We start from the raw sequence: 17,472 nt of genomic DNA, 5'->3' as shown, positions 1-17,472 counted from the left end.
TTCTAATAAAATAATTTTAAAAAATAAAATCCAGTATTGTGCTGACATAAAAGTTCAAACCATAAAAAACCACGCTAAAAAGCGTGGTTTTTGAATCAGTTCAATCTAATTAAAATTAGATTTTACCCACTAGGTCGATTGAAGGAGCAAGAGTTGCATCGCCTTCTTTCCATTTAGCTGGGCAAACTTCGCCTGGGTGAGCATGTACGTACTGAGCTGCTTTAACTTTACGAAGAAGTTCTTGAGCGTCACGGCCGATACCACCAGCGTTGATTTCAACGATTTGGATTTTACCTTCTGGATCGATCACGAAAGTACCACGATCAGCAAGGCCGTCAGCTTCGATTAATACGTCAAAGTTTTTAGCAAGAGTCCAGTTTGCATCACCAACCATTACATACTGGATTTTTTTGATTTCTTCTGAAGAATCGTGCCAAGCTTTGTGAGTGAAATGCGTGTCAGTAGAAACTGAGTAGATTTCAACGCCTAGTTTTTGGAATTCAGCGTAGTTGTCAGCAAGGTCACCAAGTTCAGTTGGGCAAACGAAAGTGAAGTCAGCTGGATAGAAGAATACAACAGACCATTTGCCTTTCAGGTCAGCTTCAGTAACTTCAATGAATTTGCCGTTTTGGAATGCAGTTGCTTTAAATGGTTTAACTTCAGTATTAATTAAGCTCATCATTGTCTCCATGATTGAGGTAGTCTTTGATTTTGAATAAGAGTATCGAAATTTTGGTTGATGCTAAAATGGTATTTTTACATTACAAACATCGGAAAAACCGAATTAAGTAAAAACGCGCCACTTCGGCAAAATCGCTTTGTTCATTGAGCAGCATCAAGATGATGGCCTGATGACAAAATTATCTCTTTTTCCTCGTGCTAGCAAACATGATGTTGAAACCAAAAAATTCAAGGGTCAATTTGGAAAAAAGCATAATTTCCACAAAATAATTTAAATATCAATTCCAAACTTAAACTGATGATTAAATCTAGTCAGGAAAATTCAAGGGTGTCATATAGATATTTTGACAGGTTTATGGCGCTGAATTGTGGGAAATCAGGCAGCCAAAGCCAATTTGTCCGGCACTTAACAGAACTACGACTATCTGAAATCTAATGAACCAAGTAAAATAAACCTTTCCGGTTTTTTGATGTGGGTATTTTCTCTGTGCAGAGTCATTTAAATGTAGATCAATGGATAATGGCGCGTGACCGTCACCGTTTAAATCGACTGAAAAAAGGGAAAGACGCAGATGCCAAGCAGTATCAGGAATTATTTGAAAAATCCAATCTGAAAGTACGGCAACGGCTTGAGCGTCTTCCGAACATCAAGCTGAATCAGGATCTGCCGGTTACCCAATACACTGACAAGCTGATTGCTGCGATTCAAAAGCATCAGGTGATTATTGTGGCCGGTGAAACCGGTTCTGGTAAAACCACCCAGTTACCACAAATTGCCATGCTGGCCGGACGTGGTCTGACCGGAATGATCGGGCATACCCAACCACGTCGACTGGCAGCTCGCAGCGTATCACAGCGTATTGCCGAAGAAGTTGGTGAAAAACTTGGGGAATCAATTTCCTTTAAAGTGCGTTTTACGGAACAGGGTTCACAAGATTCAATTGTGCGTTTGATGACAGACGGTATCTTGCTTGCCGAATTGACACATGACCGCTATCTGACCAAATATGACACGATTATTATTGATGAAGCGCATGAACGTTCGCTGAATATCGACTTCATTATGGGCTATCTAAAGCAGCTGTTGCCGCGTCGTCCCGATCTGAAAGTCATCATTACTTCTGCAACCCTGGATGTAAACCGTTTTAGCAGTTACTTCAATGGTGCACCAATTTTTGAAGTGGAAGGCCGCAGCTTCCCAGTCGAGCTACGTTATCGTCCGATCTCGGAAATGAGCATTGGCGGTAGTGATGATGACGAGTTTGATGACTTTGAAGAAAATCTGCCTCGCGCTGTGGTCAAAGCAGTCGAAGAATGCTTTCAGGATGCACAGGAAAAAGGTCATCCCGAACATGCCGATATCCTGATTTTTGCCAGTACCGAGCAGGAAATTCGCGAGTTACAGGAAACCCTGATCAAACATGGGCCACGCCATACGGAAGTATTAACTTTATATGCGCGTCTGGCGCTGGCTGAACAGCAAAAAATCTTTAATCCTTCTGGTGGTGGGCGACGCATTATTATTGCCACCAACGTGGCAGAAACGGCTTTAACCGTTCCGAATATCCGTTATGTAATTGACAGCGGTTTTGCCCGTATTTCGCGTTATAACTATCGTTCACGGGTGCAACGTTTACCGATTGAAGCCGTTTCTCAGGCAGCAGCCAATCAGCGTAAAGGTCGTTGTGGCCGTATTGCGCCGGGTGTCTGTATACGCCTGTATTCTGAAGATGATTTCCTCAGCCGTCCAGAGTTTACCGAACCGGAAATCAAGCGAACCAACCTGGCATCTGTAATTTTGCAGATGCAAAGTCTGGGGTTGGGTTCACTGGAGGATTTTGATTTCATCGAACCGCCAGATCACCGTTTGGTGAATGATGGCCGCAAGCTCCTCATTGAACTGGGGGCAATGGCCGAGAAAAATTCTCCTAAAACTGAAGATGATCAAGCAAATCCCTCTCTTACGTCGCATAACGCCTCACCCTTTGAGAAAGGGAGACTTCAAAGCAGTGGCTTAACCAAGATCGGTCAGCAAATGGCGAAAATGCCAATTGATCCTCGTTTAGCCCGCATGATTCTTGGTGGTGCACATTTTGGCGTGCTAAATGAAGTGCTGGTGATTGTGGCCGCACTTGCAGTTCAGGACCCGCGTGAACGCCCTGCGGACAAGCAGATGCAGGCGGATCAGAAACATGCACTATTCCGTGAAGCCGATTCTGATTTCCTGTTCTATATCAAGCTTTGGGAAACGCTACACAATAATCGCGAAAGCATGAGTGAAAATAAGCGCCGTACTTTTGCGCGTAATCACTTCCTGAGCTGGCTGCGTTTACGTGAATGGAAGAAAACTCATGAGCAGCTGGTGGATTTGGCTAAGGGTTTAAAACTGTCATTTAATGAAAATAAAGCCAGTTATGAAAATCTGCATCGTGCCTTGTTGACCGGTCTCTTATCATTTATCGCCAACAAGACCGATGAGCGTAATGTTTTTATGGCGGTGCGTCAGCAAAAAGCACGGATTTTCCCAGCTTCTACCTTGCACAAGACCAATACGCCGTGGGTGATGGCCTTTGAAATGGTCGAGACTTCCCAGGTGTATTTGCGTACCCTAGCCAAGATTGAGCCGGAATGGATTCTGCTGGCCGCGCGTGACCTGCTCAAGCATCATTATTTTGAACCGCACTGGTCGAAAAAAGCTGGTGTGGTGAATGCCTATGATCAGATTTCATTATTTGGTCTGATTATTGAGCCGAAACGCCCAATCAATTATGAAAAAGTAGATCAGGCGGCCGCGCATGAAATTTTCTTGCGGGATGCTTTAACCACTGGGCATTTAGGCATTACTCCACCATTTTTAAAGCATAACTTGCTTAAACTGGAAGAAGTCGAGCGAGTAGAAGACAAATTACGCCGTCGTGATCTGGTGGTTGATGAAGAAACCATTTACCAGTTCTATGCCTCGAAAGTGCCGCCTGAAGTGGCCAGCCGTCGTACTTTTGAAGACTGGCGTGCCACGGTTGAGCCTCAGAATCCGCGTTATTTATTTGTCGATGATGATGCGCTATGGCTGAATGACCGGCCGACGACACAACAATTTCCGGACTATTTGCACAATGGTAGCCTGCGTCTGGCTGCAACCTATCGTTTTGATCCGAGTCATGATGAAGATGGCGCGACAGTTAAAATTCCCCTGCAAGCCTTGGCCCAGGTCGATGAAGGTATCTGGTCATGGGGGATTCCGGGTTGGCGTCTGGATCTGATTGAAGCATTGCTAAAAGCTTTGCCGAAGGATAAGCGCCGTAATCTGGTGCCGATTCCGGATACTGCACAAAAACTCATAGCAAAAGTAGATGCGCAGGATTTACAGAAACATATTTTTAGTTTCTTGGCATTCCAGTTGCGAGGCGATCAAATCACGGAGAAAGATTTCAGCTTTGACCGGGTCGATCAGTATCTGTTGCCTTTTATTAAAGTTACTGATGAAAAAGGCCGTGTCATTGAACAAGGGCGTGATCTTGCTGAGCTGAAAGCGCGCTGCCGGACTGAAACGCATAGTCCGGTCAAACAGCTTAAAGGTGAATTTAAAACCTTCCCGGAAAGCTTTGTATTTGAAGCCTCACAAAAAGTCACCGGTGTCGTGGTCAAGCAGTACCAGGCGCTGGTTCCGACTAAAGCTTTTTCTGCCCTGGAGCAGAAAGATGAATCGGGTGTGGTGATTCAGACTTTTAATGATCAGGCTGAAGCGATCAAAAAACATCGTGAAGGAGTGATCCGACTGGTGCATATGCAACTCGGAGACTTGACCCGCCAGTTGAAAAAACAGATTTCCAAACCTCTGGCGCTGGCTTATTCACCACTCGGTGATAAGGCACAACTGGAACAAATGTTAGTTTATGCCACACTGCACATGTCTATTAATGAATTACCTGTCAATGCGCAAGAGTTCCAAAAACTGGTTGAAGATGTAAAAAAATCTTTCTTGACTTATGGCCAAGTTGCCCTGAAAGAGATCACGGATATTTATATCCAGTGGCAGGAAATCCGCCGGAAATTATTGGTTTTAGATCATTCTGTGTTTGAAAAAAATATCAATGATATTGAAGACCAACTTGATTTAATGAGCCTTTCTGACTTTGTGTATCGTAAACCTTCCGATGTATGGATCGAATTTCCACGTTATTTGAAAGCCTTGATCTTGCGTTTGGAGCGCTTGCCCAATAATCTACAAAGGGACAATTCCGCCATTGACCAAATTGATCAATGGATGGAAAAATTATTCAAGTTTAAAGATGACCCTCGCCTGAAAGAATTGTATTTCATGGTCGAGGAGTTAAGAATCTCATTGTTTTCACAACCGATGAAAACAAAAGCACCCGTGTCTCCAACTCGCTTGCAAAAAGTATGGGATCGTCTTGGAATCAGTTAAGATATAGGTAATTCAGATAAGGAATTTTACATGGGCATCCGCATTACGGGTACGGGCTTATTCCATCCGGAACATGTCATCACCAATGAAGAATTAGTTGAAAGTTTAAATGCTTATGTGGAACTGTTTAATCACGAAAATGCTGACAAAATCGCTGCAGGCGAAGTTGAAGCACGTCGTGGTTCTAGTGCAGACTTTATTGAAAAAGCATCTGGCGTACAACGCCGTTATGTCGTAGAAAAATCAGGCATTCTTGATCCAAAACGCTTACGTCCTAATTTACGTGAACGTGCAGATGATGAAATTTCACTGCAAGCAGAATGGGGCGTAATCGCAGCCAAGCAGGCGATGGAAAATGCCGGTGTGACTGCCGAAGACATTGATATCGTGATCTTGTCGTGTTCGAATTTGCAACGTGCTTATCCTGCCGTAGCCATCGAGATTCAAACCGCTCTAGGTATCAAAGGCTATGCCTATGACATGAACGTGGCGTGTTCTGCAGCAACATTTGGTCTTAAACAGGCTTATGATGCGATCAAAGCTGGCGCGAGCCGTGTGTTATTGGTGAATGTGGAAATTACTTCTGCACATACCGATTTCCGTTCACGTGATTGTCACTTTATTTTTGGTGATGTGGCAACCGCTTCAATTATTGAAAATACCGACAGCAAAACCGGTTTTGAAATTCTGGATTCTGAGTTGTTTACCCAGTTCTCGAATAACATCCGCAATAACTTTGGTTTCTTGAATACTTCTGAAAATGCTGACATTGACGACAAACGTTTCCGTCAGGATGGTCGTAAGGTATTTAAAGAAGTCTGTCCACTGGTTGCGAAAATGATTACTGCGCAACTGGAAAAGAATCAGATTGAGCCGACAGGTGTTAAACGCTTCTGGTTACATCAGGCCAATGCCAGCATGAATGAGCTGATCTTGAAACTGGTGGTCGGCAAAGAAAATGCCAAACCTGGTCTGGTGCCGATCATTTTGAATGAGTTTGCCAACACTTCTTCTGCTGGGGTGATCATTGCCTTGCACCGTACTGCACATGAAGTTGAAGATGGTGAATATGGCGTGTTGTGTTCATTTGGTGCCGGTTATTCGGTGGGTTCGATTCTGGTCCAAAAGCGCGTAGCATAATCCGGAGTCAATAGGGAGCAAACAGCTTGCAGGTCAAACATGATGGGCAATGGATTAGACGCTTAAGTGCCTTATCCAAATTATATTTTACCCCTACCTTTTTAGGGGCAGAATATATTGATGCCAGTCGGCCTGCAATGTATGTCGGTAATCATTCCATGTACGGCATCTTTGATTCGCCGATGCTGATTGATTATCTCTATAACGAACATAAGGTGGCTGTGGTCAGTATTGCGGATCATAGCCATTTTTATGTACCGCTATGGCGTGAAGCCGTGAAAAAGTTTGGGGCAGTCGATGGCATCCAGCATTATGTACGTGCTGTGATGCAGCAGGGCTACTCCATTCTGGTGTTTCCGGGAGGCGGTCGCGAAGTACTTAAACGTCAGGGTGAACAGTATCAACTGATCTGGAAGCAACGTTACGGATTTTTAAAGCTGGCTCAGGAATTCAACTATGATATTGTCCCTTTTGCCGCGCTCGGTGGGGATGAAGTCTATGAGATCGGCTTTGATGCCAATAAGATCATCCAGCATAAATATTTTCAAAAACTTCTCAAAGTACCACAACTCAATAAATTACTACGTCAGGGCGATGTGATTCCATCTTTGCCTAAACGATTATTCCCCAAACGCCTGCCATTTTATTTTCAGTTTATGCCGCGACAATCGATTGCTGAGGTTCAAACTCAGGAAGAGCTGATTGCATTTCGATACAGCTTGCAGCAACATATTTATACTGGCTTGGCCGAGCTTAAGGTACTACGTCAGCAAGACTAAAAAAGAAAAATTCTTTCTATAAAATCTAGGCTATGATCTATTGAGATATTCTATTTTTAGCGATGGGGATGCAGGGACTTTTTTATAGTGCAAGTGATGCCATAATGTATTTTTAAGTGTTCATTGATTGGCGATCAAGGACTCAGCATGATCCAATATAAAAATAAGATGATTCTAAGATGACCGAGGTGCATGTATGGAACAGGAAAGCTTGGTAGCATCTTTAAGGTTATTGGCACAACAATGCTTACGGATTTCTCCGGAGCTCAACCAGCTTTATCTTGATCAGATGGCAATAATTGGTCATCTGAATGCACAAAATTTAATAAAAATTCAGCAGGATCAGTGCCGGATTGAATTGCTGGATGGTCTGTTTTATATCCAGTTTCATACTCCCTATGCACTAGACTCTGGAGCTGCACCTGCTTTGGTTGACAGTCATTTTTATTTTCAGCAATGTAAGGCAGAAGCCCTGGAGGAATTCTTTTTACAGGATATCTATTTCCTGACTGGCGATTTAAAACCACAGCATTCGCTGTATTTACGCGACAAAGCCAAACAGTTACGTCAGCTTATCCTGGCTCAGGTTTATGCGTGGGTTAATGGCCTGGAACGGGTGTCCGAATTTCTGCAGCAAATGTCGATTGTTCAAGCTGAGATTATCGACCAGCAGCTGATCAAGGCCGGGTTGTATACAGCACCTGTCATGCAAAACTTTATTCAGGATGAACAAGAGATTCCACAGCAGATTCTTGAAAGCTTGCAACAGGCTTTTTCTTTGGAGTGTCTACAGCAGGATGAATTCCTGTCGATCCAGTCATTGATGGACAGTCTGGATGAGTTCTGTTTTAGCGCCGCACAGTTTTTGCCTCCGGCACTGTTCCGGATTATGTCGCTGTCTTTTGAAGAGCGCTTTAATCTGCATGAATTGAATGATCATACTGATGATATCTGTTTGCTATATCGGCATGCTGAGGAGCAAAGTAATTTGCTCGGTTTTGTCCGATTGATGAACCGGGACGTGTGGCATCGGGATGATTTATTATCCAAACGGAATTTCCTGGAAAATCATCCGTATTTATGGCAGAAAAAAGTAGCCCGATTGCCACTATTTGATTGTCATCGTGCCGTGAACTGGATCTTCAAGCAACCGGCCGAGGTACTGGACTGGATCAGTAATAATATCCAGCATAGCAGTGTACGCGTTGCAGTAACTGCCTTAAGTTTTGTAGACAGCCATCATATTCATCCCCAGATTATTTTGGCGACTTTGCAATATTTTCAATATGTCTCGGCGCGACTGTTTATTCATAGCATGCATGAATATGCAATCCAGCATGACTGGTTTCAGCATCAGTATAATCAGGCGGTGGTATTAAAAGGCACACGCCAATCGATTGAGGATCAGCGGATTGCGATTAGCCCTTCAATTCTGTATCTGGACGAATGGATGGAGCTGGTGCGCAATGTGGTTAAAATGGATGATCAGCTGACTAAAAAGGTTTATCTGAACTTGAGCCGGATGATGCAGGCTTATATGCAGCATTTATATAAAATTACGGCGCATTTACCCGATGAGGTTCTGGCGTATATTCAGCCTCAAAGCCAGCAGAATCGTGATTTCTATAATGTTCTGCACCGCTATCGCATTCCTTTTACTGAGTTCAGGCAGCTGTTTTATTTGCAAAGCGGGCATGTACGTGAGTCGCTATTTGACAGTTATGTGCGTGACTATCTGGTAGAGTATTTTTCCAGCCATACAGAAATACCGAAAAATCTGAGCTGGACCAGTTTGTTTAATCAGGCGGTCGTCTGGCATGATCAGGTTCAAAAGCAGGAAATGATCGCCAAGCTGAAAAAACAGTTCGCACTGGTGAACTGGACACCAATCACTCAGGTTTCATTTTTACTGTATTTCAACTGGCGTTTTGAAGAACTTAAAACTTTGGATCGGATTTTAGAGGAATCTAAAATTTTCAGGAACTGTCTGGCGGCAAGCTATGCTCAGCAAATTTTGGAAGGGCAGTATGTGGCCTTTCGTATGTCTCATCCTGCTGTGCGCCTACCCTTGATCTTGGGGTGTCAATTAGTGAATGGACAGGTGATTTTTGATCAGCTGGAATATCCGAATAACCAGAAAGCAGAAGCTGAATACAGTAATATCGCCATGCATTTTATTAACTGGCTCAACTTGCAGGCCTGACAGTTCAATACAGCTTGTTTTCCTCCATGACGCTTAACTTTTCCGCTAAAAATCGTTAGGCTATAGCCGTTCTTTTACGGTATTGCTCTTATGAAACAGGAAACTGCCCTTAAGTTACTCAAAGCAGGAGAAAATGTCTTTTTAACCGGTTCTGCCGGTGCAGGAAAAACCTATACGCTGAATCAATATATTAATTATTTAAAGGCGCGTAAGGTCGCCGTCGCGATTACCGCATCGACCGGTATTGCAGCCACACACATGAATGGTATGACTATTCATACCTGGGCAGGCATTGGCATTAAAGACTTTTTGTCTGAAGAAGACTTAAAGCGGATGAAAGAGCGCAAATACTTAAAAGAACATCTGGAAAATGCGCAAGTCCTGATTATCGATGAAATTTCGATGCTGCATGCCAAGCAGCTGAATCTGGTCAATCAGGTACTGAAATATTTCAAGGAAAGTGATGAAGCTTTCGGTGGTATTCAGGTGATTGTAGCAGGGGACTTTTTCCAGTTACCGCCAGTCGGTAAAAATGATGAGCGTAACCGCGACAAATTCTGCTTTATGTCGGATGCTTGGGTCGAAGCCAAGTTTCGTGTCTGTTATTTGACCGAGCAGCATCGTCAGGGCAATGATTATGTGAATGACATCCTGAACGCGATTCGTGCACAGGCGATTAGCCATGAACATCGTACGGCTTTACAGGCCACGCGACATCAAGAAATTGGCGAGACCTATACGCGCCTGTATACGCATAATATGGATGTAGACAGTATTAACTTTAAACATCTGAATGAAATTGACAATGATCCGCGCCAGTTTGATGCCCAGTGTGATGGCAATGAAAAGCTGATCGAGACTTTAAAATCGTCAGTGCGAGCGCCTGAGGCCTTAACCCTGAAAAAACATGCCAAAGTCATGTTTGTGAAAAACAACTTTGATATGGGTTATATCAACGGCAGTTTGGGCGAAGTGATCAGTTTTGAAGAAGATGATGAATATGGTGTGCTGCCTAAAGTCAAACTGACCGATGGCACTACATTGGTGGTTGAGCCTGAAACCTGGTCGGTAGACAATGAGGCCGGTAAAACCATTGCCAGTTTCCAGCAGATTCCATTGCGTCTGGCCTGGGCGATTACCATTCATAAATCACAAGGCATGACCCTGGAAGCTGCCGAGATTGACCTGAGCCATACTTTTGAAAAAGGACAGGGCTATGTCGCGTTGTCCCGTTTGAAAAGCTTAAATGGCCTACGATTAAAAGGTTTTAATGAGCAGGCTTTGGAACTCGATAGTCTGGCAATTAAAGCCGATCGCCGTTTTCAAGAACTTTCTGATGAAGCCGAAGCGAATTTTGAAAATGTCGATTTGACGGCACAGCATAAGGCCTTTATCCGACATTGTGGCGGGACTTTGAATGAAGTTGAAATCCAGCGCAATGAGAAGAAAATTGCCAAGAATGCTGGAAAACAAAGCTATGCCACTGCAACGTTAGATGAAACGCGTGAACTGTTTGAAGAAGGCTATGAAATTGCCGATATCGCGACTGAACGTGGTTTGACTCCGGCAACCATCATCAATCATTTGGGACGTTTGCATAAAGAGCAGGGACTGGATATTTCAGTTGCCCATCCGGGTGAAGAGGTCGTGGAGCAGGTGCGCAAGATTTATAAACGCTTGACCAAGCGTCAAAATTCGGAACATTTTAATGATGACGGTTCTATTAAGCTGCGTCCGATTGTGGAATTGACTACGCCTAAAATGGCTTATGACCAGGTGCGTCTAGCACTACTATTTGTAGAGTAATCATCAAAATGATGTTTAAGAGTTCTTAAGATGCACAGTTTATTCGTATACGGCACGCTTCGTCCGCAGCAACCCAATGCCCCTGTCATGGAGCGGATTGGGGGGAGCTGGAAAGCCGGTTATATTCGTGGGTATTTGCAGCAGCGTGGTTGGGGTGCTGAGCTGGGTAGCCCGGGTATTCAGCTCAGTGATTCGGGAGAGATTGTTCCGGGTTATGTATTCATATCCGAGAATCTTCCCCAATATTGGGATGAGCTGGATGCATTTGAAGGCGATGAATATCAACGTATCCCGGTTAAAGTATATTTGGAAAATGGTCAGACGATAGAAAGTTTGGTCTATGCTTTGAAAGATTAGACTGGGGTGTGTCATTTATTGAATTTCAAATTTTTATCAGGTCAGAGCTTCAAAGATCATAACTTTCCTTTGACTTGGTTTCAAAAGATTGAATTAATAAAGTATTCCGTTGATCTGATAGTATCTTCTGAGCAAGCCTGAAGCATTGCTTTAGAGCTTAGCGCAAGATAATCAACGGGTGGTCTGCATATTTCCGGTCATGTGATGTATTTTTGAGAAATTATTGCATACTGGGAATACGCGCTGATGATTTGTACATTTATTGTGTACTAATCAATAACGATAAAATCCCAGCCGCAATTAAAGGACCGACTGGAACACCGCGTAATACTGCTACACCTGCTACTGTGCCTAATAACAGTCCGGCCACTACATCTGGCTGATTGGACATCAGCTTCACTCCACGTCCTCCCAGCCAAGCGACAAAGACCCCAATCGCGATTGCCAGCAAAGACTTCCAGCTCAGGAAAGATTTGAGAATACTTTCCCCTGAAATTTTGCCACTGGCAATTGGTGTCAGAACACCAATGGTCAGAATAATAATGCCGATATTTAAACCGTGCGCCTGTACATAAGGCAATAAACTGCTGAGAGGTGTGATTTTTAAAACAATTAATACCGCTGCAGCAATGGTGACGGCACTATTGTGACTGAAAATACCGCAAGCCAGTAAAACCAAAAGAACAATCAGATTCAAATCAAGTTGCGACATAAGGGGGAGAGATAGAGTGAAAAATAAAGCTATTGTAGAGCTTTTCAACGCATGATACCTAGAAAACAGCGGAAGAAATCAAATTCAGGACTGTTTCAGGATAGAATGCACAGGTCTTCACTCGATACAGGTATAAACAGATGCTATTGGAAAAAATGTTGCAGTCACAAGGTTTCGGCTCCCGCAAGCATTGTCAGCAACTGATTAAAAATGGTGCTGTTTCAATTCAAGATGAAGTGATTGATAATCCCAAACATAAACTGGATTTAAATAACTTAAATTTCGAAGTATATGGGAAAAGTCATACCTATCGGGAAAAAGTCTATATCGCATTAAATAAGCCACAAGGCTACGAGTGTTCGCATCAGGCGACGCATCATTTTAGTGTGTTTGACCTGTTTGATGACATTCTGCTAAATCGGGGGATTCAGTGTGTAGGCCGTCTGGATCAAGATACCACTGGACTGTTATTGCTGACCGATCATGGACAGTTTCTGCAAGCGCTCACACATCCGAAAAAGCATGTCGCTAAAGTTTATCAGATGCAAACTGCGGATCTAGTCACGGATGAACAGATTCAGCAATTAGAACAGGGTGTTGAATTAAGAAATGAAAAAGGTATTTTTGCAGCTACTGAAGTGACTCGATTGGCTGAGAACCGTCTGCAAATGACCATTCATCAAGGTGTTTATCATCAGGTGAAGCGCATGCTGGCTGCCGTAGGCAATAAAGTTGAACAATTGCACCGTGCACAGATTGGTGCTTTGGCCTTGCCTGAAATGGCTGAAGGAGAATGGCTGTATTTAAATGCTGAACAGGTGGCGCAGGCCAAATTCCGCTCGGAATAATAAATTTTTTATTCGCTTGAAATGTGATGAAAAGATTAGGACTTATTTCAGGAAACAGTGATAAGTCTGAAATTCATCATCCTTGATAAATCCCATAGATTCGTACAATTTATGCGATTGATAATTATTCTTTTGGGTTTCCAGAGTGATTCTTAAGGCCTGTTCATGTTTGGCAAATAAAATCGCGGTATCAATCAGTTGTTTGGCTGCGCCCTGACGCCGAAAAACCGGGGTGATATAGACATCATCCAGAATATAATAGGTCGAGCAGGCCACCGAAGAAAAACCCAGATACAGGATAATAAAGCCGGTAAAAGTATCATCTTTGGTATTAATGAAAATGACGGTCTGTCCATCTTCAAAACGCTGTTTTAAAAATTGGTAAGAGAGTTCAGGATTGGAAGACGTACCATAAAACTGTCGATATTCATCAAATAATACCGCCAGCTGATTCAGGTCTGCTGACTGGGCGCGTCGTACGAGCATTGCATACTCCAGCTAATTTTTTATTGATAATCAGCATCAAGCATAGCGAAGTTTGGGAGTGGCAGGCTTTAGAAATTGTTCGGAAATGCAACAATGTTAAATTTTGTCGCTTTCACCCAAAATGGCATTCAGTTCTTCAAATAAATCAAGATGATCATCATCCAACTGGATATCCTGATCATCCAGCAGATTCAGGGCAGAACTGGAAAGCGCATTTTGCTCGGTTTTCGCTTCATTTTGTTTTAGCTTGCGCAGGCGAATCAGTTGTTCTAGGTTGATATTCTGGTTTTCAATCGAGAAGGGGATCGATTTGGTAATCACCACTTGCTTGAAAAAAAGACGCACGGCCTGAGCTGGCGTAATCCCCAATTGCTTAAATACCGCAAAGGCTTGTTTCTTCTCTTGCGAGTCCAAGCGAATTTGATAAACTTCAGTTTTTCTCATAATATTTTTAAAGCTTTAAATTACTTAACTTTTCGCCTTTATTCTAATCAATTACGTTTGAAATTCAATCTTAAAGCGACCGATTTTAGAAAATAATCTGTAATGACAAGCGATTTACAGTGTCAATTCAAGTTGCGAGCTGAAATTCATGCTTTTCTGCGTGATCGGATCAACAAATTGAATATGTTTGGCCAATAAACTTAAAGGTGCAGAAAAATCATCTTCCGCCTTGTGCGCTACCTGTGGATAAAAGGGATCATGACGGATCGGAATACCCAGATGATTCAAATGCACCCGTAATTGATGTTGTTTGCCAGTATGCGGTTTCAGCTCATATTTAGCCCATTCTGTATTATGTTCCAGCAGGTCAATCACCGTCTCGCTATTCGGCGTTCCGTCTAGCACGTGCATGGTATAAAAGGGCTGTCCCTTTTCCATTCTTAATCGCGTGATCAATGGAAATTTTAAATCAGGGTGATAGGCCGCAATCGCATGATAGGTTTTCTGAACCTGACGTGTGGCAAACATCTGCTGATAGATTCCACGCGATTCCACGCATTTGGAAATCAGGACCACACCTGCCGTTTCACGATCCAGCCGGTGAATGGGCGTTAAATGCTCATTGCCGGTTTGTTTTTTAAGCCGAACCAATAGCGTTTCCTGCACATATTGTCCGGTCGGACTCATAGTCAAAAAATGCGGTTTATCGACCACCATGAAATGCTCATTTTCAAATAAAATCTGATGTTGAAAAGGAACATGCACTTCATGTGCCAAAAAGCGATAATAGTAACAATGGCTATTAGCCTGGAATGGACTTTCTGTGGTTAATTGATTGCCCTGAGCATCATAGACCAGACCTTCGTTGAAACGGGACTGCCATTCATCTGCTGTGATATGCGCGAATTGTGTGCATAAATAAGCAAAAACTGTCAGGGACGCATCCGGACTGGCTGGCAAAAATACTTTACTGGCACTGACCCCATTGAGCATGGGCGGGTTAAATTCAACAGTTGGTTGCATGGCAGGCAGATTAACCTCTTAAGGAACAGATGCTGTGAAAAAATACAGTTTCTCACACTGGTGAATAGGCTTTTAAAGCGTGGCGATGCTATCATATTTATTCTTTTGCATCATGTCGTGAGTAATATGCCTTATTCATTTAATGTCACTTTAAATCATGAAGACGATACCCAAAAACTAGCCAAGGTTCTGGCGGAGAATTTCCCTGCGGGGGTCGTGTATCTGATTGGTGACCTAGGGGCAGGAAAAACGACGTTAACACGTTATTATTTGCAACAGCTGGGTCATAAAGGTTCAGTGAAAAGTCCAACTTATACACTGGTCGAACCCTATCAAATTAATGGTCAGGATATTTTTCATTTTGACTTGTATCGTCTGAATGATCCGTATGAACTGGAACTGATGGGCATCCGGGATTACCTGGAAACACCGAGTGCGCTATTTTTATTTGAATGGCCATCCAAAGGTGGCGATGAAATTCCGCAAGCTGACCTGATTATTGAAATTTTAAAATCTGAAGATGAGCTGACCCGTACTGCAAGCCTGATTTCATCGAATCTTGCCTTACGCCAGGCTCTGGAGCGTCAATTTTCACATGTCGAATGATTTAAGTCTGCGCCGTATTCGTGCCCTTGATCCTGCACTTGCCAACCAGATTGCCGCAGGTGAGGTGATTGAACGTCCGGCCTCTGTAGTCAAGGAATTACTGGAAAACTCGATTGATGCGGGGGCGACAGAACTGATCATTCGGGTCGAACAGGGCGGCAGTACTTTAATTGAAATCATCGACAATGGACGCGGAATTCATCCTGAAGATCTAGCTTTGGCCGTGATGCGCCATGCCACCAGCAAAATCCAGAGCGCCGATGAGCTGTATGCGATTAGCAGTCTGGGCTTTCGTGGTGAGGCACTGGCGTCGATAGCAGCAGTTTCACGCCTGACCATGATCAGCAGTCAAAGTGACGAGGGCATCGGTTATCAGGTCGAAGTCAATGGCACGGCTTTTGATCATCAGGAAATTCAGGCTGTTGCGGCCTCAAAAGGGACGCATATCCGGGTTCAGGATTTGTTTTTTAATGTGCCTGCACGGCGTAAATTCCTGAAAAAACCGGGCACTGAATTTGGTCATATCGAAGAAATTGTGCGCCGTATGGCACTGACGCATTTTGATATCCGTTTTGTGCTAGAACATAATGAAAGCATCAAACTGAATTTACCCGTGGCGGATAGCGGCGCTTTGCGTTTTCAGCGGGTACAGCAATTGCTTGGCCGCCAGTTTACTGAAAATGCCTACTGGATGGATGCAGACAGTATCAACATGCGTTTGTCTGGCTGGCTTGGCCATCCTTCAGATGCACGTGCACAGGCTGATTTGCAGTATGTCTATGTAAATGGCCGGATTGTCAAAGACAAAACCATTTCCCATGCCTTACGGATGGCCTATGACGGCATCCTGCATGGGCATCAGCATGCGGCTTATTTACTGTTTTTAGAAGTTGATCCAGAAAATGTGGATGTAAACGTCCATCCGACCAAGCATGAAATTCGCTTCCTGAATCAACGTGAAGTACATGAGTTCGTACGGCATTATGCCAAAGAAACGTTGGCACAATTCCAGACCGCAACTGCAGATTTAGCCGAGGCAATGAAACAGGATGAGCAGCCTGGCTTGACGGCCCCGCAACCGCGTTATCAGGAACAGTTCAGCCTGCATCAGACTGCGCATTCTCAGCCACAGGTGGTGAGAACGACATCTGCCTTAAGTGAAAATGAAACTTCAGATGTGCTGACCGATTTTGCATCTTCAGGTCCACAAACAGTGCATTATTCCCAAGATTACCGTAAATCTTATTCTGGTTCACAGCAGCTGAATAATGCCTTGCAAAGTTATTTAGCACCGCTCAGAGAAAGTTCGGAAACCGAAATATTCAGCCCTGAGCAGTCTTTTCAGACACATGTAAACACTAAAGTGGATGAGCATCCATTGGGCATTGCTATTGCCCAGTTACATGGCATTTATATTCTGGCGCAAAATACCGAAGGTCTGATTATTGTGGATATGCATGCGGCGCATGAGCGTATTGTCTTGCAGCAAATGAAATCGGCTTGGGATAAACCTGAATTCTGGACATCACAGCAATTGCTCATTCCAAAAGTCGTGAATATTAGCCGGATGCAGGCCATGCGTGTCGAAGAGCTGAAAGAGCAGTTGGCACGTTTGGGGCTGGAAATCGATCAGTATGGTGATGAGCAAGTTATCGTACGTGGTGTACCGGCTATTCTACACAAGGCCGATTTCGATGCCCTGATTCCTGAATTATTGAATGATTTAGATCCGGGGGATCAAGCACAAAGCCTATTGCAGAAGCGTGACCAAATTTTGGCGGGAATGGCCTGTCATGGTGCAGTGCGAGCGCATCGTATCCTAAGTTTGTCTGAAATGAATGCTTTATTACGGCAGATGGAACAAACCGAATTTGCCAGTCAATGTAATCATGGTCGTCCGACCTGGCGCGCCTTTCCATTGGCTCAACTAGATAAACTTTTTGCTCGAGGAGAGTAGTTTT

General features: G+C 43.7%; 14 protein-coding genes. 9 read left to right on the top strand and 5 right to left on the bottom strand.

The features are described 5' to 3' along the window. Positions 1 to 115 precede the first annotated feature (115 nt). On the bottom strand, positions 116 to 679 hold the full coding sequence (gene ahpC / locus AC1IR0_RS06535; RefSeq protein WP_004278916.1) for an alkyl hydroperoxide reductase subunit C: 564 nt from the start codon (positions 677 to 679) through the stop codon (positions 116 to 118). Positions 680 to 1,168: 489 nt separating this feature from the next. Here ahpC and hrpA point away from each other — a divergent pair, with 489 nt between their 5' ends. From hrpA to AC1IR0_RS06505, 6 genes are all read left to right on the top strand, one after another. After that, a complete protein-coding gene (gene hrpA, locus AC1IR0_RS06530) occupies positions 1,169 to 5,107 on the top strand; it encodes an ATP-dependent RNA helicase HrpA (RefSeq protein WP_409665517.1) in 3,939 nt (1,312 codons plus the stop codon). A gap of 30 nt (positions 5,108 to 5,137) precedes the next feature. Continuing rightward, the gene (locus AC1IR0_RS06525; RefSeq protein WP_253146238.1) at positions 5,138 to 6,247 is read left to right on the top strand and encodes a beta-ketoacyl-ACP synthase III; all 1,110 of its coding nucleotides are present in this window, start codon (positions 5,138 to 5,140) and stop codon (positions 6,245 to 6,247) included. Positions 6,248 to 6,273: 26 nt separating this feature from the next. Continuing rightward, positions 6,274 to 7,026: a 1-acyl-sn-glycerol-3-phosphate acyltransferase gene (locus tag AC1IR0_RS06520; RefSeq protein ID WP_409665488.1), complete on the top strand. Its 753-nt coding sequence runs from the start codon at positions 6,274 to 6,276 to the stop codon at positions 7,024 to 7,026. A gap of 196 nt (positions 7,027 to 7,222) precedes the next feature. After that, positions 7,223 to 9,229: a hypothetical protein gene (locus AC1IR0_RS06515; protein ID WP_409665490.1), complete on the top strand. Its 2,007-nt coding sequence runs from the start codon at positions 7,223 to 7,225 to the stop codon at positions 9,227 to 9,229. A gap of 90 nt (positions 9,230 to 9,319) precedes the next feature. Further along, positions 9,320 to 11,035: an AAA family ATPase gene (locus AC1IR0_RS06510; protein ID WP_479741240.1), complete on the top strand. Its 1,716-nt coding sequence runs from the start codon at positions 9,320 to 9,322 to the stop codon at positions 11,033 to 11,035. 30 nt (positions 11,036 to 11,065) lie between these two features. Continuing rightward, positions 11,066 to 11,392, top strand: coding sequence for a gamma-glutamylcyclotransferase family protein (locus AC1IR0_RS06505; RefSeq protein ID WP_085064566.1), 327 nt, complete (start codon positions 11,066 to 11,068; stop codon positions 11,390 to 11,392). Between the two features lie 259 nt (positions 11,393 to 11,651). Here AC1IR0_RS06505 and AC1IR0_RS06500 read toward each other — a convergent pair whose 3' ends face one another. Further along, positions 11,652 to 12,104, bottom strand: coding sequence for a DUF441 domain-containing protein (locus AC1IR0_RS06500; RefSeq protein WP_004645490.1), 453 nt, complete (start codon positions 12,102 to 12,104; stop codon positions 11,652 to 11,654). 140 nt (positions 12,105 to 12,244) lie between these two features. On the opposite strand from AC1IR0_RS06500, the gene AC1IR0_RS06495 reads away from it, so the two are divergent. Further along, positions 12,245 to 12,952 (top strand): pseudouridine synthase, encoded by a 708-nt coding sequence (locus AC1IR0_RS06495; RefSeq protein ID WP_409665492.1) that lies wholly within the window; start codon positions 12,245 to 12,247, stop codon positions 12,950 to 12,952. 42 nt (positions 12,953 to 12,994) lie between these two features. On the opposite strand, the gene AC1IR0_RS06490 is transcribed toward AC1IR0_RS06495, so the two are convergent. From AC1IR0_RS06490 to AC1IR0_RS06480, 3 genes are all read right to left on the bottom strand, one after another. Continuing rightward, positions 12,995 to 13,438, bottom strand: coding sequence for a GNAT family N-acetyltransferase (locus AC1IR0_RS06490; RefSeq protein WP_004278907.1), 444 nt, complete (start codon positions 13,436 to 13,438; stop codon positions 12,995 to 12,997). Positions 13,439 to 13,534: 96 nt separating this feature from the next. After that, the gene (locus tag AC1IR0_RS06485; protein ID WP_114542513.1) at positions 13,535 to 13,882 is read right to left on the bottom strand and encodes a type II toxin-antitoxin system RelB/DinJ family antitoxin; all 348 of its coding nucleotides are present in this window, start codon (positions 13,880 to 13,882) and stop codon (positions 13,535 to 13,537) included. Positions 13,883 to 13,996: 114 nt separating this feature from the next. After that, positions 13,997 to 14,905 carry a pseudouridine synthase gene (locus AC1IR0_RS06480; protein ID WP_044109565.1) on the bottom strand — a complete coding sequence of 303 codons (909 nt, stop codon included), beginning with the start codon at positions 14,903 to 14,905 and terminating at the stop codon, positions 13,997 to 13,999. A 126-nt stretch (positions 14,906 to 15,031) separates the two neighbouring features. On the opposite strand from AC1IR0_RS06480, the gene tsaE reads away from it, so the two are divergent. Next, positions 15,032 to 15,511 (top strand): tRNA (adenosine(37)-N6)-threonylcarbamoyltransferase complex ATPase subunit type 1 TsaE, encoded by a 480-nt coding sequence (tsaE, locus tag AC1IR0_RS06475; RefSeq protein ID WP_409665519.1) that lies wholly within the window; start codon positions 15,032 to 15,034, stop codon positions 15,509 to 15,511. Then, positions 15,501 to 17,468 carry a DNA mismatch repair endonuclease MutL gene (gene mutL / locus AC1IR0_RS06470; protein ID WP_005247332.1) on the top strand — a complete coding sequence of 656 codons (1,968 nt, stop codon included), beginning with the start codon at positions 15,501 to 15,503 and terminating at the stop codon, positions 17,466 to 17,468. The genes tsaE and mutL overlap by 11 nt, the downstream gene beginning before the upstream one ends. The last annotated feature ends 4 nt before the right edge of the window (positions 17,469 to 17,472 follow it).

This window comes from Acinetobacter sp. 129952, assembly GCF_056642055.1.
Note: the sequence above shows the minus strand (reverse complement) of the source record. Positions and strands in the feature narration are given on the sequence as shown.

Excerpts from the sequence above, each read along its gene's own strand:
- AC1IR0_RS06500 (WP_004645490.1), bottom strand. The coding sequence starts at position 12,104 with ATGTCGCAACTTGATTTGAATCTGATTGTTCTTTTGGTTTTACTGGCT.
- AC1IR0_RS06490 (WP_004278907.1), bottom strand. The coding sequence starts at position 13,438 with ATGCTCGTACGACGCGCCCAGTCAGCAGACCTGAATCAGCTGGCGGTA.
- AC1IR0_RS06525 (WP_253146238.1), top strand. The coding sequence starts at position 5,138 with ATGGGCATCCGCATTACGGGTACGGGCTTATTCCATCCGGAACATGTC.
- AC1IR0_RS06515 (WP_409665490.1), top strand. The coding sequence starts at position 7,223 with ATGGAACAGGAAAGCTTGGTAGCATCTTTAAGGTTATTGGCACAACAA.
- AC1IR0_RS06505 (WP_085064566.1), top strand. The coding sequence starts at position 11,066 with ATGCACAGTTTATTCGTATACGGCACGCTTCGTCCGCAGCAACCCAAT.
- AC1IR0_RS06495 (WP_409665492.1), top strand. The coding sequence starts at position 12,245 with ATGCTATTGGAAAAAATGTTGCAGTCACAAGGTTTCGGCTCCCGCAAG.
- AC1IR0_RS06510 (WP_479741240.1), top strand. The coding sequence starts at position 9,320 with ATGAAACAGGAAACTGCCCTTAAGTTACTCAAAGCAGGAGAAAATGTC.
- mutL (WP_005247332.1), top strand. The coding sequence starts at position 15,501 with ATGTCGAATGATTTAAGTCTGCGCCGTATTCGTGCCCTTGATCCTGCA.
- tsaE (WP_409665519.1), top strand. The coding sequence starts at position 15,032 with ATGCCTTATTCATTTAATGTCACTTTAAATCATGAAGACGATACCCAA.
- ahpC (WP_004278916.1), bottom strand. The coding sequence starts at position 679 with ATGAGCTTAATTAATACTGAAGTTAAACCATTTAAAGCAACTGCATTC.
- AC1IR0_RS06480 (WP_044109565.1), bottom strand. The coding sequence starts at position 14,905 with ATGCAACCAACTGTTGAATTTAACCCGCCCATGCTCAATGGGGTCAGT.
- AC1IR0_RS06485 (WP_114542513.1), bottom strand. The coding sequence starts at position 13,882 with ATGAGAAAAACTGAAGTTTATCAAATTCGCTTGGACTCGCAAGAGAAG.